Source organism: Streptomyces griseoloalbus (genome assembly GCA_014650015.1).
Classification (GTDB): domain Bacteria; phylum Actinomycetota; class Actinomycetes; order Streptomycetales; family Streptomycetaceae; genus Streptomyces; species Streptomyces griseoloalbus.
Map to the genome: position 1 here is coordinate 334435 of BMUD01000004.1, position 16288 is coordinate 350722.

18 protein-coding genes are annotated in these 16288 nt (G+C 71.3%); 7 read left to right on the top strand and 11 right to left on the bottom strand.

The features are described 5' to 3' along the window. Positions 1–31: 31 nt before the first annotated feature. The 4 genes from IE178_RS08650 to IE178_RS08665 all read left to right on the top strand — a co-directional run bounded on the left by IE178_RS08650 (position 32) and on the right by IE178_RS08665 (position 3339). Positions 32–448 (top strand): YybH family protein, encoded by a 417-nt coding sequence (locus IE178_RS08650; RefSeq protein ID WP_184762571.1) that lies wholly within the window; start codon positions 32–34, stop codon positions 446–448. 204 nt (positions 449–652) lie between these two features. Beyond that, positions 653–1828, top strand: a complete 1176-nt coding sequence (locus tag IE178_RS08655) for an acyl-CoA dehydrogenase family protein (protein WP_193511825.1) — start codon at positions 653–655, stop codon at positions 1826–1828. Between the two features lie 21 nt (positions 1829–1849). Beyond that, positions 1850–3067, top strand: coding sequence for a cytochrome P450 family protein (locus tag IE178_RS08660; protein ID WP_193511826.1), 1218 nt, complete (start codon positions 1850–1852; stop codon positions 3065–3067). A 17-nt stretch (positions 3068–3084) separates the two neighbouring features. Then, positions 3085–3339 carry a ferredoxin gene (locus tag IE178_RS08665; RefSeq protein WP_184762568.1) on the top strand — a complete coding sequence of 85 codons (255 nt, stop codon included), beginning with the start codon at positions 3085–3087 and terminating at the stop codon, positions 3337–3339. Between the two features lie 202 nt (positions 3340–3541). On the opposite strand, the gene IE178_RS08670 is transcribed toward IE178_RS08665, so the two are convergent. From IE178_RS08670 to IE178_RS08700, 7 genes are all read right to left on the bottom strand, one after another. Beyond that, a complete protein-coding gene (locus IE178_RS08670; RefSeq protein ID WP_184762567.1) occupies positions 3542–4414 on the bottom strand; it encodes an NAD(P)-dependent oxidoreductase in 873 nt (290 codons plus the stop codon). 530 nt (positions 4415–4944) lie between these two features. Continuing rightward, positions 4945–5892 (bottom strand): DUF2382 domain-containing protein, encoded by a 948-nt coding sequence (locus IE178_RS08675; protein ID WP_193511827.1) that lies wholly within the window; start codon positions 5890–5892, stop codon positions 4945–4947. Positions 5893–5995: 103 nt separating this feature from the next. Next, positions 5996–6796 (bottom strand): lysophospholipid acyltransferase family protein, encoded by an 801-nt coding sequence (locus tag IE178_RS08680; protein WP_193511828.1) that lies wholly within the window; start codon positions 6794–6796, stop codon positions 5996–5998. Continuing rightward, the gene (locus tag IE178_RS08685) at positions 6796–7566 is read right to left on the bottom strand and encodes a GNAT family N-acetyltransferase (protein WP_193511829.1); all 771 of its coding nucleotides are present in this window, start codon (positions 7564–7566) and stop codon (positions 6796–6798) included. The genes IE178_RS08680 and IE178_RS08685 overlap by 1 nt, the downstream gene beginning before the upstream one ends. A 284-nt stretch (positions 7567–7850) precedes the next feature. Next, positions 7851–8600, bottom strand: coding sequence for a succinate dehydrogenase/fumarate reductase iron-sulfur subunit (locus tag IE178_RS08690; RefSeq protein WP_184762563.1), 750 nt, complete (start codon positions 8598–8600; stop codon positions 7851–7853). Beyond that, positions 8597–10546 (bottom strand): fumarate reductase/succinate dehydrogenase flavoprotein subunit, encoded by a 1950-nt coding sequence (locus IE178_RS08695; RefSeq protein WP_193511830.1) that lies wholly within the window; start codon positions 10544–10546, stop codon positions 8597–8599. The genes IE178_RS08690 and IE178_RS08695 overlap by 4 nt, the downstream gene beginning before the upstream one ends. Positions 10547–10548: 2 nt before the next feature. Next, positions 10549–11220, bottom strand: a complete 672-nt coding sequence (locus IE178_RS08700; protein ID WP_193511874.1) for a succinate dehydrogenase — start codon at positions 11218–11220, stop codon at positions 10549–10551. 119 nt (positions 11221–11339) lie between these two features. On the opposite strand from IE178_RS08700, the gene IE178_RS08705 reads away from it, so the two are divergent. Further along, positions 11340–12224, top strand: a complete 885-nt coding sequence (locus IE178_RS08705) for a LysR family transcriptional regulator (RefSeq protein ID WP_184762561.1) — start codon at positions 11340–11342, stop codon at positions 12222–12224. A 17-nt stretch (positions 12225–12241) separates the two neighbouring features. On the opposite strand, the gene IE178_RS08710 is transcribed toward IE178_RS08705, so the two are convergent. Then, positions 12242–12700: a universal stress protein gene (locus tag IE178_RS08710; protein WP_221492029.1), complete on the bottom strand. Its 459-nt coding sequence runs from the start codon at positions 12698–12700 to the stop codon at positions 12242–12244. A gap of 150 nt (positions 12701–12850) precedes the next feature. Between IE178_RS08710 and IE178_RS08715 the strand changes: the two genes are divergently transcribed. Then, positions 12851–13690 carry a polysaccharide deacetylase family protein gene (locus IE178_RS08715; protein ID WP_193511831.1) on the top strand — a complete coding sequence of 280 codons (840 nt, stop codon included), beginning with the start codon at positions 12851–12853 and terminating at the stop codon, positions 13688–13690. A 27-nt stretch (positions 13691–13717) separates the two neighbouring features. Here the strand turns inward: IE178_RS08715 and IE178_RS08720 are convergent, their stop codons facing one another. Beyond that, on the bottom strand, positions 13718–14386 hold the full coding sequence (locus tag IE178_RS08720; RefSeq protein WP_193511832.1) for a class F sortase: 669 nt from the start codon (positions 14384–14386) through the stop codon (positions 13718–13720). Positions 14387–14719: 333 nt separating this feature from the next. Here IE178_RS08720 and IE178_RS08725 point away from each other — a divergent pair, with 333 nt between their 5' ends. Then, the gene (locus IE178_RS08725; RefSeq protein WP_184762557.1) at positions 14720–15217 is read left to right on the top strand and encodes a hypothetical protein; all 498 of its coding nucleotides are present in this window, start codon (positions 14720–14722) and stop codon (positions 15215–15217) included. 98 nt (positions 15218–15315) lie between these two features. Here IE178_RS08725 and IE178_RS08730 read toward each other — a convergent pair whose 3' ends face one another. Both IE178_RS08730 and IE178_RS08735 read right to left on the bottom strand, forming a co-directional pair. Continuing rightward, positions 15316–16080 carry a bestrophin-like domain gene (locus tag IE178_RS08730; RefSeq protein WP_318279919.1) on the bottom strand — a complete coding sequence of 255 codons (765 nt, stop codon included), beginning with the start codon at positions 16078–16080 and terminating at the stop codon, positions 15316–15318. 36 nt (positions 16081–16116) lie between these two features. Beyond that, a complete protein-coding gene (locus IE178_RS08735) occupies positions 16117–16254 on the bottom strand; it encodes a hypothetical protein (protein WP_184762862.1) in 138 nt (45 codons plus the stop codon). Between the last annotated feature and the right edge of the window lie 34 nt (positions 16255–16288).

Here is a 16288-nt window from a genome sequence, read left to right on the forward strand (position 1 = left end):
ACCCGTCACGGCAACCGGAGGTTCTCCAGCCATGAGTTTCACCGTCGACATCGACTTCGACAAGCCCGACCTCACCGCCGACACCGACACGCAGAACGAAATCTTCCTGCAGGTCTTCAACTCCGGTGACGGCGAGCTGTTCGACAAGCTCTACCGCGCGGACTCCATCTCCAACTTCTCCGGCCAACCGCTGACCGGCGCCGCCCGGCTGGCGTTCTTCAAAGAGTTCCTCGCCACCAAGCCGAAGCTCCAAGCCGAGGTCACCCACGCGTGGGTGGCCGGCGACGCCGCGCTGATCGGGGTGCGTTTCACCATCGACGGCACCGACCAGGACGGCAAGCCGATGCACCTGGAGGGCACCTGCACCGACGTGCTGCGCCGGGGCGCGGACGGCCGGTGGCTGATGGCCGTCGACCGGCCGGTCGCCGGGAGCCTGCTCCCCGAGTAACGCGGCAGCGGCCACCAGCACCCGTCCACCGGCAACCCCCCGGGCCCGATTCCGCTCAGTGGCCCGGGGGTTCTTCATGTCCGGCCGGTGGGCGCCCTGTTGCCGCGCGATGGGCGGCCGATTCCGCACCCCGCCTACGGTGAAGTCCCCGCGAATGGGAAAGGTCAATACCGCGGAAATCAAGAACTGGCTATCGGAGGCAGAATGACCCGGCTCGGCACGGAAGCGCAGCACATTCTGGACACGGTGCAGGACGCGGTGCCCACCCTCCGCCGCAACGGTGCGGACACCGAGAAGCAGCGCTGGCTCCTCGACGAGAACATCCAGCTCCTGGAAAAGGCCGGCGTTTTCCGCATGGTGGTGCCCGAGCGGTTCGGCGGGCTCGACCTGCCGGTGGCCGACCAGGCGAAGATCCTCGCCGCGATCTCCCAGGGCTGCGGCTCGACGGGCTGGGTGTGCATGGTCTGGGTCTCCAGCGCCTGGATCGTCAGCCTCTTCCCCGACCGCGCCCAGGAGGAGGTCTTCGCGGGCGGCTCGGTGCGGGTCTCCGGCGGCTTCACCCCGTCCGGGACGCTCACCCCCGTCGAGGGCGGCTACCGGCTGAGCGGCAGCTGGCGGTTCAACACCGGTGTGCCCGGCGCCCAGTGGAACATTCACGCGGCGATGGTCGAGCACGCCGACGGCCGGCACGAGGAACTGTTCGCGCTGGTGCCGGCCGAGGACATCACCGTCGCCGACGACTGGGACGTCTTCGGCGCCGCGGGCACCGGCAGCGCCACCTCCACCGTGAAGGACGTCTTCGTGCCCGCGCACCGCGTGGTCGACACCTCGGTCTACGACGCCTCCACCGGCGACCGCTGGAACGCCGACGCCAAGGGCCGCAACTACAACATGCTCAGCTATGTCCTGGCCACCTGCGCCCCGGTGTACCTGGGCATCGCCCGCTCCGCGCTCGACCTGTTCACCGAGCGGGTCGCCGGCAAGCCCATCACCTACACCAACTGGGCCGACCAGCGCGAACACCCCTACACACAGGTCACGGTGGGGCGCGCGGCGAACCAGATCGCCGCCTGCGAGGCGTTGTCCCAGGACTGGCTGCGCGTCCTCCAGGAGCGCGCCGACCGCGGCGAGAAGATGACCGTCGAGGAGAAGGCGACGGTCCGCGGACAGGTCGGCTACGTGGTGGAGGCCACCAAGGCGGCCGTGGAGATGCTGTACGACATCAGTTCCGCCTCCACCATCGTGCGCAGCAACCCCTTCCAGCGCGCCTTCCGCGACATCGCGGCGCTGTCCCTGCACGCGCTGCTGACTCCCATCAGCTCCCTTGAGGCGCACGGTCGTGTACTGCTCGACCTGGAACCAGGAACCGACTACATCTGAGCCGTTTCTCGGAGGCCGACCGTGAACACCCGCTCGCAAGCCCCTGTCCTGTTCGACTCCGCTTATTACCACGACCCGTACGCGGTCTACGACTGGCTGCGGGTCCACGACCCGGTCCACTGGTTCCGCTTCCCCGTCGGCGACGTGCCGATGGTGTTCCTGTCCCGCTACGACGACGTCAAGGCGCTGCTGAGCGACCAGCGGTTCAGCAACGACGGTGAGGCGTGGGGCAGCGACACGTTCCGGCGCTCCGGGATGGTCTTCGGCGCGGGCACGCTGATCGGCCGTATCCTCACCGTCCTCGACCCGCCGGACCACACGCGGGTGCGCCGGCTGGCGATGGGCGCGTTCACGCCGCGCCGGGTGGCGGCCTGGAAGGAGCCGGTGGACCGGATCGTCGCCGAGTGCCTGGCCCGTCTGGAGAAGTCGGACCGGCCCGACGTGATGGACTACGCGGGCCGGATCCCGGCCGATGTCACCGGGGAGATCCTCGGATTCCCGCTGAAGCGTTTCGGTGAGATGCTCGACGCGATCGAGCGGGCGTTCCATGCCGACCCCGACAACCCCGACCAGGAGGCCGAGGTCGCCGCCGCGTTCGAAGAGCTCGTGAACTACGGCCGCGAACTCATCGTCGACAAGCGCCGCAACCCGGGGGACGACCTCACCTCCCACTTCGTCCAGGCCAGGGACGGCGAGGACCGACTGTCGGAGGACGAGCTGGTCTCGCTTGTCGCTGTCATGATCATGGCAGGCATCGACACCACCCGGAACCTGATCGGCTCGGCGGTGCTGGCGCTGCTGGACCACCCCGACCAGATGCGGCTGCTGCGCGAGCACCCCGAGCACACGCCGACCGCGGTCGAGGAGTTCCTGCGCTACGACGGCGCGTTCTGCGTCGGACTGTTCCGGCTGGCGAAGGAGGACCTGGAGATCGGGGGCGTGCGCATACCCGCCGGCACTCCCGTCGTGGCCGGTCTGCAGTCCGCCAACAACGACCCGGAGAAGTACGCGGATCCGCGGCGGCTGGACATCACCCGCGCCGGGGAGCGGCACCTGGCGCTGGGCCACGGGCTGCACAACTGCATGGGGGCGGCACTGGCCCGCCTGGAGACGGGGGTCGCCGTCCCCGCCCTGCTGGAGAGGTTCCCCCAGCTGCGTCTGGCGGTGCCCCGTGAGGAGATCCACTTCGAGGAGAACTGGCTGCTGCGCAGCCTGCCGTCACTGCCGGTGGAGCTGTGAGCGAGAGGGGAGACGACATGGCCGACACGCCCCAGGCGGCACAGTCCGGCAGGCGGATGCTGCTGTCGATCGACGCGGCGGTGTGCACGGGCGCCGGGACGTGCGAGGCGATGCACCCGGAGCTGTTCCGGGTGGGGCCTGCGGGCCACGCCGTGGTGAGCCGCACGGAACTGACCGCCCCCGAGGACATCGAGGCCGCGACCGGCGTCCTGGACGTCTGTCCGACGGAGGCGGTACGCCTGGCCCTGGCGGACGCGGCGGGGCAGGCGTGACACCGCCGTGACGGCGCATGCCCTGCATGCAGGAGGGGCGCCGCGCTCACCCGCGTTTTCCTCACGCGGGTGAGCGCGGCGCCCTTCGTCGTGCCCACGTTCGGCCTGCCCCGTGCCGAAGCCCTCCTGCCGCGTTGCCGTCACCCGCGGCCGGAGGGGCCCGTGGAGGTGTCCGATGGACGTACCGCGAGCGCTCAGCGCGTCACACGGACTTCTTCATCAGCTCGACGATGCTGGAGAAGCTGTCGGCCGCGTGGCCGTCGTCCATGGCGCGGCGGAACAGGTCCACCACCGTGGCCTGGAACGAGGTGTCCACGCCCGCGTCGCCGATGGTGTGCATGACGTGCTCCACGCTCGCCAGGCCCATCGCCAGGCGGTCCACATCGCCCTCGTGGTTGCCGGCGTCGATGCGCTCGGCGTAGAAGCCGAGGAAGTGCGGCATGGCCAGCATGGTGTCGTTGGCGTGGAACAGGATGTCCGCCGCCTTCAGGCCATTGGCCTCGGCGAGGGCGATCGCCTGCCAGTAGCTGAGCATGGACGGCCAGAACATCGCCATGCCGATCTGGTACATCAGGGCCGCGAGCCCCGGCTCCTCGCCGCGGAAGTCGGTTCCGGAGATGACCTCCAGGCTGGTGCGGTGCTGGTCGAAGGCGGCACGGGGGCCGCTGTAGAAGGTCTTCGACTCGGCCTTGCCGATGCCGGCGGGCGGGACCGTCACGCCGCCGGTGAGGTGCGTGCCGCCGCGCTCGGTGATCCAGCGCGAGCCGGCGCGCGTCTTCTCCGGGGTGTCGGAGCTGAGGTTGACGAAGACACGGCCCGACAGCGCGTCGGACGCCGGCTCCAGGACGGCGTACAGGGCCTCGTAGTCGGTCAGGCTCAGGATCACCAACTCGTTGGCACGGACGGCGTCCTCGACGCTCCCGGCCAGGACGGCGCCGCGGGCCACCAGGTCGTCAGCCCGGGAGGCGGTGCGGTTCCAGAGGGTGACTTCGTATCCGTTGTCGAGGTAGGCGTTGACCATCGCCTGCCCCATGGGGCCGAGCCCGATGACGGTGACGGACTGGTTACTGCTCATTACCGAAAGACCTCCGTTGGTCTGCTGTGCGTCACTACTAGAACGAGCGATCTACTGAGCGCCCGGCAAAAGTAGCACACCTTTAGGACGAACGCTCTAATTAGAGCGACCGGAGGTCAACGGTGCAGGTCAGCGACCAAGCGTGCATGCGTACGCAGGTGACGGTGGGCGCGATGGACGACGCACCCGAGGTGGACGACCACGCGTCGTACCGGCTGTTCACGGTGCGAGGCGCGTGCGCATCACCCATGGGAAGGCACCGAGTTCAAGGGGGCCTACCCGGGCGAGGGCGGCGAATGTCTCGTTCAGGGAGAGCAGGGTGCGCGTCCCGGGGCCGCGGCTCGCTCACCGTGCGCCGAGCTGCGCGTGAGGGGATGCCACTACCTGGCCCGGCCGCGGGGCAAACGCCCGTGCGGCCGGGCCGGCGGACATCGCGAGGGCGTCGTGTCGCTCCCACGAGCCGTGACGACGCCCTGCCGACCGCCACCCCCCTCACCGAGAGGCGGGTGGCGACTTCGGCGCGGAGCGTGTCACGACCCCGCGTCAGGACCCGACGCGTCGCGGCCGCGAGGCCCCGCGTCGTCTTCCATCTCCGTCTCGGCCTCGATGCGCTCCTTGCGGACCCGGCCGCGGACGGTCTCGTCCGTCGTCTTCTCCTCCGTGCTCAGGCGCACCCGCTCGACCGGTACCGCTTCGGTCTCCACGACGGGGCGCTCCTCGTGCAGCGTGACCTCGTACTCGTCCTCCGAGAGGTCCGGACCCGACATCGCGTCGCCCCGGTTGGCCTCCGTGATCGGCTCGCGCTCCACGCGTACTTCCTCGTGGCGCAGCGGCACGGTCTGCTGCACCTCCTCGGTGACCACGTACTTGCGCAGCCTGGCCCGTCCCGTCTCGTGCCGCTCGACGCCGACGTGCATCCGCTCCTCGGAGCGGGTCATGGCGTCGTCGTCGCGCGCACGGGCCTCGCCCCGGCGACCGGTGGTGCCGGCGGTCTCGGCCATGCCCGCCGTGCCGGCCGCGCCCGCGGTTCCGGCTGTGCCCGGCATGCCTTCCGTGCCCGCCGTGCCCGCCGCTCCGGCCGCGCCCGCGGCGCCGGCGGTACCCGCCGTGCCCATGCCGGGACCCTGGTCACGTTCCCCGGGCTCGGTCAGGACGGTGCCCCAGTCGATGCCGTAGTAGTCGTACAGACGGTGTTCCTCGTCCATCGACAGGTGTCCACCCGCGTCAATGTCGACGTTGGGCGCACCCTTGACCTTGTCCTTGCGGTAGGGGACCTCCAGGTGGTCCTGCACCAGAGCGGCGTCCCGGATGGGTATGAACGACTCGCTGGAACCGAACAGACCCGTTTTGACGGTCACCCACTCGGGGCGTCCACTCGCATCGTCCAGAAAGACGTGCTTAGCCTCGCCGATCCTGTTGCCGTCCCCGTCGTACACGGGGTGATCCAGCAGGATCGAGATCTCTTCGCGGGTGATCATCTTGCATCACCCTCCCTTCAGGGGTCGCTCCTCCCCGGTTCTCCTGACCAGCTCGTCGAAAACGGTACAAAAGCAACAAATTTCGCTTATTTTTCGACAGTGCTCATGAGAGGTGGCCCTCTTCCTGCCGCGCGTCGGCCGCCGGCTGCGCCGCGCGCGCCAGGGAGCGACGGTCGGGGTGGCGCCCCGGCGGGAGGGCGGCCCCCACCTCGACCTCGGCGACCACCCCGCGGGCGGACGCCACTCGCCACAGGGAGGCGAGCAGCGTGTCGTCCCCGACGAAGGCCGGTGCGGTCGCCGGTACTCCGCCCGCGCACCGGTAGCGGATGCGGACCGGCTGCACCGGAACCCCGGCGTCCAGAGCCGCCTGGAAGACCGCGCGGCGGAAGTGTCCCTGGGCCCGGCCGCACCAGGTGCTGCCCTCGGGGAACGCCGCGACCGCCGCACCGTCGCGCAGCACCCCGGCGACGGCGGCGACCGTGCCCGGCAGGGCGCGCAGCCGGTCGCGGTCGATGAACAGCACGCCGCCGCGCGCGGCCAGCGCCCCCGCCACGGGCCAGCGCCGTATCTCGGACTTGGCCAGCATGCGGGCCGGGCGGACCACCGCGAGCAGCGGTACGTCCAGCCAGGAGATGTGGTTGGCGACGAGCAGCAGTCCGCCCGTGGGCGCCGCGGTTCCGGCGATGCGGACCCGGACTCCGGCGGCACGCACGATCCACCGGCACCACCGGCGCACCGGGCCCGCCGGGATCCGCGGCCCGAGCGGCAGCAGCGCGATCCCGGCGAGCAGCAGGAGACCGACCGCCGCCAGCCGCAGCACCGCCAGCGGTACGGCCGCCGCGCGCGTCGTCGGTTCCACACAGCCCCGCGGGGTGCAGGGCGCGCCGGGCAGCCAGACGCTCATCAGGACGGGACGAGGGAGAGGAAGTGCCGCAGATAGCGGGGGTTGACCCGGTTCATCGGCAGCAGGACGTAGAGGTCGGCGACGCCGAAGTCCACGTCGTGCGCGGGCTCGCCGCAGACCCAGGCGCCGAGCCGCAGGTAGCCGCGCAGCAGGGCGGGCAACTCGGTGGGGGCGGCGGGCGCGGCGGTCTTCGGCAGCCAGGGCAGCAGGGGGCGTACCCGGTACTCCTCGGGTGCGAGGTGCTTGTCCCGCACGCGGTCCCAGGTGGCGGAGGCGAGCGCGCCCCCGTCGGCGAGCGGGATGGAGCAGCAGCCGGCCAGCCAGGCATGGCCGTGGTCGGTCATGTAGCGGGCTATGCCGGCCCAGATGAGCCCGATGACCGCGCCGTCGCGGTGGTCGGGGTGCACACAGGAGCGGCCCACCTCGACGAGCGAGGAACGGATCGGGTCGAGCGCCGACAGGTCGAACTCGCCCTCCGCGTACAGCCGTCCGGCGATGCCGGCGCGTTCCGGCGGCAGCAGGCGGTACGTGCCCACGACCTGCCCGCTCACCTCCTCCCGCACGAGCAGGTGGTCGCAGTACGCGTCGAAGGGGTCGATGTCCAGACCCGGCTGCGGGGTGGACAGCAGGGCGCCCATCTCCCCCGCGAAGACGTCGTGACGCAGCTGCTGCGCGGCACGCACGTCCTCCTCGTCGCGGGCGAGGGTGACGGTGTAGCGGGTCGGTGCGGTGGACTGCGGGGGGTGGTCGACGGTCAGCACGCCGGTCATGGCTCTCTCCTGATCACGCGGCGGAGCGGGAGGTGGGGACACCTCTGTTTCTTCCGATGCGGGTTGGCGTGTACGTGACCGGAGCCGGGAGTACGGATGTGGGAATGCTGAATGCCAGGAGCGGGAAAGCGAGACGGGGCCGGGAGGAGCACCTCCCCCGGCCCCGTCCGTCCGCACTCTCCGGCGAACGTTCAGTGCAGCGCCCGAAGGGCGCGGGAAACCGCGCGACCAGCCACGACACACTGTCCGGTGCCCTGCCGGGCGCGCTCGGCCAAGCCCGGGCGCTAGCGCCCGGCCGCCTTGCGGGTGGCCCGCAGCCACTCCTTGTTCATGCCCGTGATGGAGGTGAGCGGGATGCCCTTCGGGCAGGCGGTGGCGCACTCGCCGGCGAGGGTGCAGCCGCCGAAGCCCTCGTCGTCCATCTGCGCCACCATGTCCAGCACCCGGGTCTCACGCTCGGGGGCGCCCTGCGGCAGGACGTTGAGGTGGTTGATCTTCGCGGAGGTGAACAGCATCGCCGCCCCGTTGGGGCAGGCGGCGACGCAGGCGCCGCAGCCGATGCACTCGGCGTGCTCGAAGGCGAGGTCCGCGTCCGGCTTGGGCACGGGCGTCGCATGGGCGTCCGGCGCGGAGCCGGTGGGGGCGGTGATGTAGCCGCCGGCCTGGATGATCCGGTCGAAGGCCGACCGGTCGACCACCAGGTCCTTCACGACGGGGAAGGCCGCCGCCCGCCACGGCTCGACGTCGATGGTGTCGCCGTCCTCGAAGGACCGCATGTGCAGCTGGCAGGTGGTGGTGCGCTCGGGCCCGTGGGCGTCGCCGTTGATGACCAGCGAGCAGGCGCCGCAGATGCCCTCGCGGCAGTCGTGGTCGAAGGCGACCGGGTCCTCGCCCTTGAGGATGAGCTCCTCGTTGAGGGTGTCGAGCATCTCCAGGAAGGACATGTCGGGCGAGATGCCGTCCACCTCGTACGTGGACATGGTGCCGTCGGCGTCGGCGTTCTTCTGCCGCCAGACGCGCAGGGTGAGCTTCATGCGTAGCTCCGCTGGGTGGGGTGGACGTACTCGAAGACCAGGTCTTCCTTGTGCAGGACGGGAGCCTCGCCGGCGCCGGTGAACTCCCAGGCTGCGGCGTAGGAGAACGCGTCGTCCTTACGGGCGGCCTCGCCGTCCGGGGTCTGGGACTCCTCGCGGAAGTGGCCGCCGCAGGACTCGTCGCGGTGCAGCGCGTCGAGGCACATCAGCTCGGCGAGTTCGAGGTAGTCGACGATGCGGTTGGCCTTCTCCAGCGACTGGTTGAACTCCTCGCCGGTGCCGGGGACCTTGATGCGCCGCCAGAACTCCTCGCGGATCTGCGGGATCCGTTCGAGGGCCTTGCGCAGCCCGGAGTCGGTGCGGGCCATGCCGCAGAACTCCCACATCAGCTCGCCGAGTTCGCGGTGGAAGGAGTCCGGGGTGCGGTCGCCGTCGACGGACAGCAGCAGGCTCAGCCGGTCCTCGGTCTCGGCCAGCACCTCCCGCACCACCGGGTGCTCGGGGGTGATCTCGTCCTGGTGCGGGTTGCGGGCCAGGTAGTCGTTGATGGTCGCCGGGAGGACGAAGTAGCCGTCGGCCAGGCCCTGCATCAGCGCGGAGGCGCCGAGCCGGTTGGCGCCGTGGTCGGAGAAGTTCGCCTCGCCGACCGCGAACAGGCCGGGGACGGTGGTCTGGAGGTCGTAGTCGACCCACAGGCCGCCCATCGTGTAGTGCACGGCGGGGTAGATCCGCATCGGCACCTCGTACGGATCCTCGTCGGTGATCCGCTGGTACATGTCGAAGAGGTTGCCGTACTTGGCCTCGACGGCCTTGCGGCCCATCCGCTGGATGGCGTCCGCGAAGTCCAGGTACACGCCCTGGCCGCCGGGTCCGACGCCCCGGCCCTCGTCGCAGACGTTCTTGGCGGCGCGGGAGGCGATGTCTCGCGGGACCAGGTTGCCGAAGGAGGGGTAGATGCGCTCGAGGTAGTAGTCGCGCTCGTCCTCGGGGATCCTGTTCGGCGGCCGGTCGTCGCCCTTGGCCTTGGGGACCCAGATGCGGCCGTCGTTGCGCAGCGACTCGCTCATCAGCGTGAGTTTCGACTGGTGGTCGCCGGTGCGCGGGATGCAGGTGGGGTGGATCTGGGTGAAGCAGGGGTTGGCGAAGTACGCGCCGCGCCGGTGCGCCCGCCAGACGGCGGTGGCGTTGGAGTTCATGGCGTTCGTCGACAGGTAGAAGACGTTGCCGTAGCCGCCGCTCGCCAGCACGACGGCGTCCGCGAAGTACGTGTCGATCTTCCCGGTGATCAGGTCCCGGGCGACGATGCCGCGGGCCCGCCCGTCCACGACGATCAGGTCGAGCATCTCGGTGCGCGGGTGCATGTCGACGTTGCCGACGGCGATCTGCCGGGACAGCGCCTGGTAGGCGCCGAGAAGGAGCTGCTGGCCGGTCTGGCCGCGGGCGTAGAAGGTGCGGGAGACCTGGACGCCGCCGAAGGAGCGGGTGTCGAGCAGTCCGCCGTACTCGCGGGCGAAGGGCACGCCCTGGGCCACGCACTGGTCGATGATCTCGACGGAGATCTGCGCGAGGCGGTGGACGTTGGACTCGCGGGCCCGGAAGTCGCCGCCCTTGACGGTGTCGTAGAACAGGCGGTGGACGGAGTCGCCGTCGTTGCGGTAGTTCTTCGCCGCGTTGATGCCGCCCTGCGCGGCGATGGAGTGGGCGCGGCGCGGGGAGTCCTGGTAGCAGAACTGGACGACGTGGTAGCCCTGTTCGGCGAGGGTGGCCCCGGCGGAGCCGCCCGCGAGGCCGGTGCCGACGACGATGACCGTGTGCTTGCGCCGGTTGGCGGGGTTGACCAGCTTGGCCTCGAAGCGGCGCTTGTCCCAGCGCTCGTGGACCGGGCCGGCGGGGGCCTTGGTGTCGACGACCGGCTCACCGGTCGCGTACTCGGTGTAGGAAGTCATGTTCAGCTCACCACTCCGGTCATGACGCCCACGGGTACGGCGAGGAAACCGGCCGTGAGCAGCAGCGCGAGGACGTTGGCGACGGTCTTCAGGGCGCGGTCGCGGGTGCGGCTGCCGACGCCGAGGGTCTGGGCGGCGCTCCAGAAGCCGTGCCGTATGTGCAGGCCGACGGCGAGCATCGCGACGACGTAGACGGCGTTGCCGTACCAGGTGGAGAAGGTGTCCACCACGTTCTGGTAGGGCTTGCCCGTCTCGAAGCCGCCGGAGTGCACGGTGCCGGTGGTCAGGTCGAGGAGGTGCCAGACGATGAACAGGGCGAGGATGATGCCGCCCCAGCGCATGGTGCGCGTGGCGTAGCTCGCGCGCGGCTTCTTGTGCACGTACTTGCTGGGGCGCGCCTTGATGTCGCGGCGGCTGAGCTGGTAGGCGGAGACGGCGTGGGCGACCACGGCGACGACGAGCACGACGCGGATGAGCCACAGCGTCCACTCGTAGTGCATGAAGGGCTCGCCGACGGTGCGCAGCCAGTGGGCGTAGTGGTTGAACTCGCCTGCCCCGAAGAAGATCTTCAGGTTTCCGATCATGTGGGCGACCAGGTACAGCAGCATGATCAGGCCGCTGACCGCCATCACTGTCTTCTTGCCGACGGTCGAGTCCCACACGGTGCGTGCCATGGACGGCCGTCGGTCCGTCCGCGTTGCCAGAGCCATGTCACCGACGCTAGGGCCGGAGGGCCCCATCGGTCCAAGACATGGTCCGGCTGGTTTCGATAGGGAGACCCTATGATGACCGGGTGCAGTTCCAGCAGCTCCAGTACTTCGTGGCCGTGGCCGAGACCCGGCACTTCACCCGGGCCGCCGAGACGGTCCATGTCGCCCAGCCCTCCTTGTCGCAGCAGATCAGGGCGCTGGAGCGGGAGCTGGGGGCGGATCTGTTCCGGCGGGCGCGCGGGAACATCACGCTGACCGACGCGGGCGAGGCGCTGCTGCCGCTGGCCCGGCGGATCCTGGCGGACGCGGACACCGCCCGGCACGAGGTGCAGGAGGTGGCGCAGCTGCGCAGCGGCCGGGTCCGGCTGGGCGCGACGCCGAGCCTGTGCACCGGCCTGCTGCCGGATGTGCTGCGCGCCTTCCACGACCGCTACCCGGGCGTCCGCCTGCTGGTCGAGGAGGGCGGCTCGCACGACCTGGTACGGGAGCTGGCCCGCGGCGCGCTGGACCTCGCCCTGGTGGTGCTGCCGCTCCCGACCCCCTCCCCCGCGCTCACCACGGTGGAGCTGCTGCGCGAGGACCTGGTGGTGGTGTCCTCACCGGACGCCACCAGGCCGGGGCGGGGCCGGCGTACCGTGCGCATCGCCGACCTGGAGGGCGAGCGCCTGGTGATGTTCCGGCACGGCTACGACCTGCGCGAGCTGACCGTGGCGGCATGCCGCGCGGAGGGCTTCGAGCCGGAGTTCGCGGTGGAGGGCGGCGAGATGGACGCGGTGCTCGGCTTCGTGCGGGCGGGGCTGGGCGTCGCCGTCGTCCCGCGCATGGTGGCCGCACGGTCCGGGCACGGGCTGCGGGTGACTCCCCTGGCCCGCCCCGGTCTGCACCGCGCCATCGCCCTGGCCCACCGCAGCGATGTGGCCCCGCCCAGGGCGGCACGGGAGTTGCAGCGGATGCTGCTGGAGCGGTGAGCCGTCCGGCAGCCGTCCTACGGCACCACCGTCACCGGCCACCGCCCCGCCTTCACCAGCCGCACCGCGACCGACCCGATGATCCGGTGGCCCGCCTGCTCGGAGGCACCCACCACGACCGCGTCCGCCTTGAGGTCGTCCGCCGCCCTCACCAGGCCGTTGTAGGGGTCGCCGCGGAACGTGTGGAACTCCCAGCGGATGTCGAAGATCCCCTTGATCCGCTCCATCGCGTCCCTGATCTGCGCCACCAGTTCCTCGGCGATCTCCTCGGTCGTGTCGGCGACCGGAGCGCCGAGCGCCGCACCCGCCGCCAGCACCGGCTGCACGTACACGATGGCGAGCAGGGCGCCCTGGCGCCGGGCCAGACCGGAGGCGTACGCCGCCGCCCGCAGCGAGGAGTCGGACCCGTCCACTCCGGTCACGATCACCTTCGGGCCGTCCGTGCCCCGTTCGAACCGAGAGGACTGTTGTTCCATCACGGCAGCGAGGCTATCGGACCTCACCGCCCCGGCCGGCACGCGTCCCCGGGAGGTCCGCCGCCCCGCACTGCGCCGAAGGGGTGAAATCGTGCCGCCGCACCGGTGTCGTCGAGGTGCGTCGGCCTTCCGTGTGGCGACTGATGAGTCATGGAGAAGGATCAGTTGCTCACCCGGCGCCGGGCGCTGCTCGCCGGCGCCGCCGCCCTCGGCGCCGCCGGTGTGGCCTCGGCGCTCGTGCCGGGCACCGGGAAGCGGGCCGCACCCGAGTCGGCGTCCGCCGCCGGAGCCCCGCCCGCCCGCCGCCCGCTCAGGCCCTCCGAGTACCGCCTCAGCCCCCTGACCGGCTACGGCCCGCCGCCCACCACGCCCGGCAGGACCCCGGTACGGCGGGAACCGCTGCTGCGGGTGTCCGGGCGCGGTCGCACCATGGTGCTGACCTTCGACGACGGGCCGGATCCCCGCTACACCCCGCCCATCCTGGACACGCTGGCCCGGTACGAGGTGCGCGCGATGTTCTTCGTGTGCGGGGGGATGGCGGCCGACCACCCAAACCTGCTGGCCCGGATGGCCGACGAGGGGCATGTGGTCGGCAACCACACCTGGTCCCACCCCCTGCTCACCGACCTCGGCCGCCACCGGATCCGCTCCGAGATGGAACGCACCAGCGACGTCATCGAAAAGGCCTACGGCGCACGCCCGGAATGGTTCCGCGCGCCTTACGGGGCCTGGAACCGCGCCGCCTTCCAGCTCGGCGCCGAACTGGGCATGGAGCCGCTGGCCTGGACGGTCGACACGCTCGACTGGACCACGCCCGGCACCCGCACCATCGTCGGCCGGGTGGAGGACGGCGCCGCCCCCGGCGTCGTGGTGCTCTCGCACGACGCCGGGGGCGAACGCTCGCAGAGCGTACGGGCCCTGCGCCGTTATCTGCCCGCGCTGCTGGACTCCGGGTACCACGTCACCGTGCCTCGCCGGCAGTACGTCTGAGCGGCCCCTCGCCCGGTCGGGGTCCGCTCAGCGGACCTCGACCAGGCGGGCGAAGACGACGACGTTCCCGTCGTAGCCGTTCTGCTGGGAGAAGCCGCCGCCGCAGGTGATGACCCGCAGCTCCGCGGCCCCCTTGGAGGCGTAGACCCGGTCGCCGGGGAAGTTGTTCTTCGCGAAGACCTCGATGCCGTAGATCTCGAACACGGCGGTCTTCGCGTCCATGCGCGCGATCTCGACGCGGTGTCCCTTCTTCAGCGCCCCGAGTCCGTAGAACACCGCCGGTCCCTGCGCGTTGTCGACATGGCCGACGACGACCGCCGTGCCCTTCTCGCCCGGCGAGACGGCACCGGTGAACCAGCCCGCCAGATTGGGGTCCTGGGGCGGCGGTGCGTCCACCCAGCCCTCCGCGTCCAGCCCCACGGCCATGACCGGCGCGTCCACCTGGATCGCCGGGATCCTGACCCGGTCCGGAACCCCGTACGGCAGCGGCTGCACCACCCCGGCCGCGATGCCGCCGGGCACCCGGCTGTCGGCGGCGGCCGCGCCGGCCGGCTGCGGCGGGCCCACGTCGAACTCCCCCGAACCGTTCCGGATGAGCGCGAGTCCGGTGAGCAGGACCAGCGCTATCACGCCCCATGGGGCGCGCCTCTTCCGCGGCGCCTCCTCTTCGGCTTCGGCCGGCCAGAAAGCAGACATTCGCCTTCCCCTCTCGACACAGCCGTCGCCGTGTCACTCGCGCATGAGAAAACGCTAGATCGCGCACGCGCAACCGGCGACGGGGCGGCGGCGAACGGGTGGCCCCCGCGGGACGAGGTGCGCCATCCGGGGTGGAGCCCGACGAAGATTTTCTGACGGTCCGTGACCTGCGGCGATATCGCCTCGCGCGGTGGCCCGCGAGGGGGCGGCCTCACCGGGACGGACCATCGCCGAAATGCGGGGCCGCGCAGGGCAACTGAGGGTCTTTCTGGGAGGCGCTTTCTCGCCGATCGACCGGGGACGGGACCCGGGGCGCCTTCCGCGGAGGATCACATGCGTAACTCACGTGCCCTGGCGGCCGCCGGCGCCGCGGTCGCCGTCCTCGGGGTCGCCGCCCCGGCGGCCGTCGCGGACGACGGCCGGCATCCCAACCCGTCCAACATCGTCGCCCTGCCCAGCGTCATCGCCCCCGGCGGCCAGCTGACCATCACGGTCGACGGCTGCCCCAACGGCGGCACGGCGACCTCCAACGCGTTCCCGAGGACCGATCTGACGCCCATCCACGGTGCCAACGACACCTCCAAGGGCACCGCGACCGTCGACGCCGACGCCCGGCCCGGTCCGTACGACATCACGGTCCACTGCTCCGGCAGGAGCCTGACCCGTCCGGCCGCCTTCACCGTCATCGGCGGCGTCCGCGGCGGTATCGGCGGCAGCAGCACCAGCGGGGCGACCCCGACCGACATCGCCATCGGCGGCGCGCTGGTGACCGCGGCGGTCGTCGGCAGCGGGGTCTTCTGGATGCGCCGCCGCGCCGAGAAGCGGATCTGAGCAGCTGTCCCCTGCGGGCCGCCGTTGCACGTGTTCGACGAGACAGCGCCCCGGATCCCCGCGGGGATCCGGGGCGAAGCGCCGCCCCGCGGGCGGTCTCAGCCGTCGATGTGCGGGAAGAGCCGCAGGAACGGGTCCGCCGACGCGGCGATGCCCCGGCTGTAGGGCGCGTCGAAGTCCCAGATGAGGAAGAGCAGGAAGGCGATCAGCGCGGAGAACAGCCCGGCCAGGATCATCTCCCGGCTGGTGCGCCGGATCTGCAGCGCGAAGATCATGCCGATGGTGATGACGGCCCCGGAGATCAGCCCGAACCACACCACGCCCGGCATGGTCTCCCCGGTCGACTCGGCCCGCGCGCTGCGCGCCTGGTCGGCGGCGGCCACCTGGTCCACGAGCGGCTGGTAGGCCTGCGCCTCGAAGTCCGTGCGCGGCTCGTAGTCGGTGACGTCCCGCCGGACGCGGTCGAGCAGTTCGGTGCCGCGCCCGGTGACCCGTCCGTCGTCGGCCATGGTCCGCCACTCGGTGGTGACCACGTGTCCGACATAGGCGTTGACATCGTCCCGGATGCGGTCGCGCACGTCCGCGGGGTAGACCCGCACCCGCTCCGTGATCTCGTGCAGGGCCACGGCCTCGGCCCGTACGTGCTCCTGGGCGGCGCTGCGTCCCTCCCAGACGCCGGCGATGGCGAGACCCAGGACGATGGCGTACACCACACCGATCCACATCGTCATGTACTCGATGACGTCCGGGGTCTCGCTGGGATCCTCGTCGTCGGCCGCCCGGCGGTGCCGTACGAGGGTGATGACCACCACGACGGCACAGGCGGCCAGCATCGCGAGGGTGAGAACAAGCCATTCCGGCAAGACGAGCCTCCAGCAGGAGTCGGATCGGGTCGGTCGTCAGCGCGGACGGAGCGCTGCGACGGCGACCACCGCGGGCATCGTGATGAGCAGGACGAAGGTGAGCGGCGACGTGGCACCGCCGGAGGGCCGCCGCACCGGGGCCGCGCGGTAGCGCGGGTAGTGCACGGGTGCCACGGACGGACGCGGCTCGGGCGTGGCCGACGGTGTC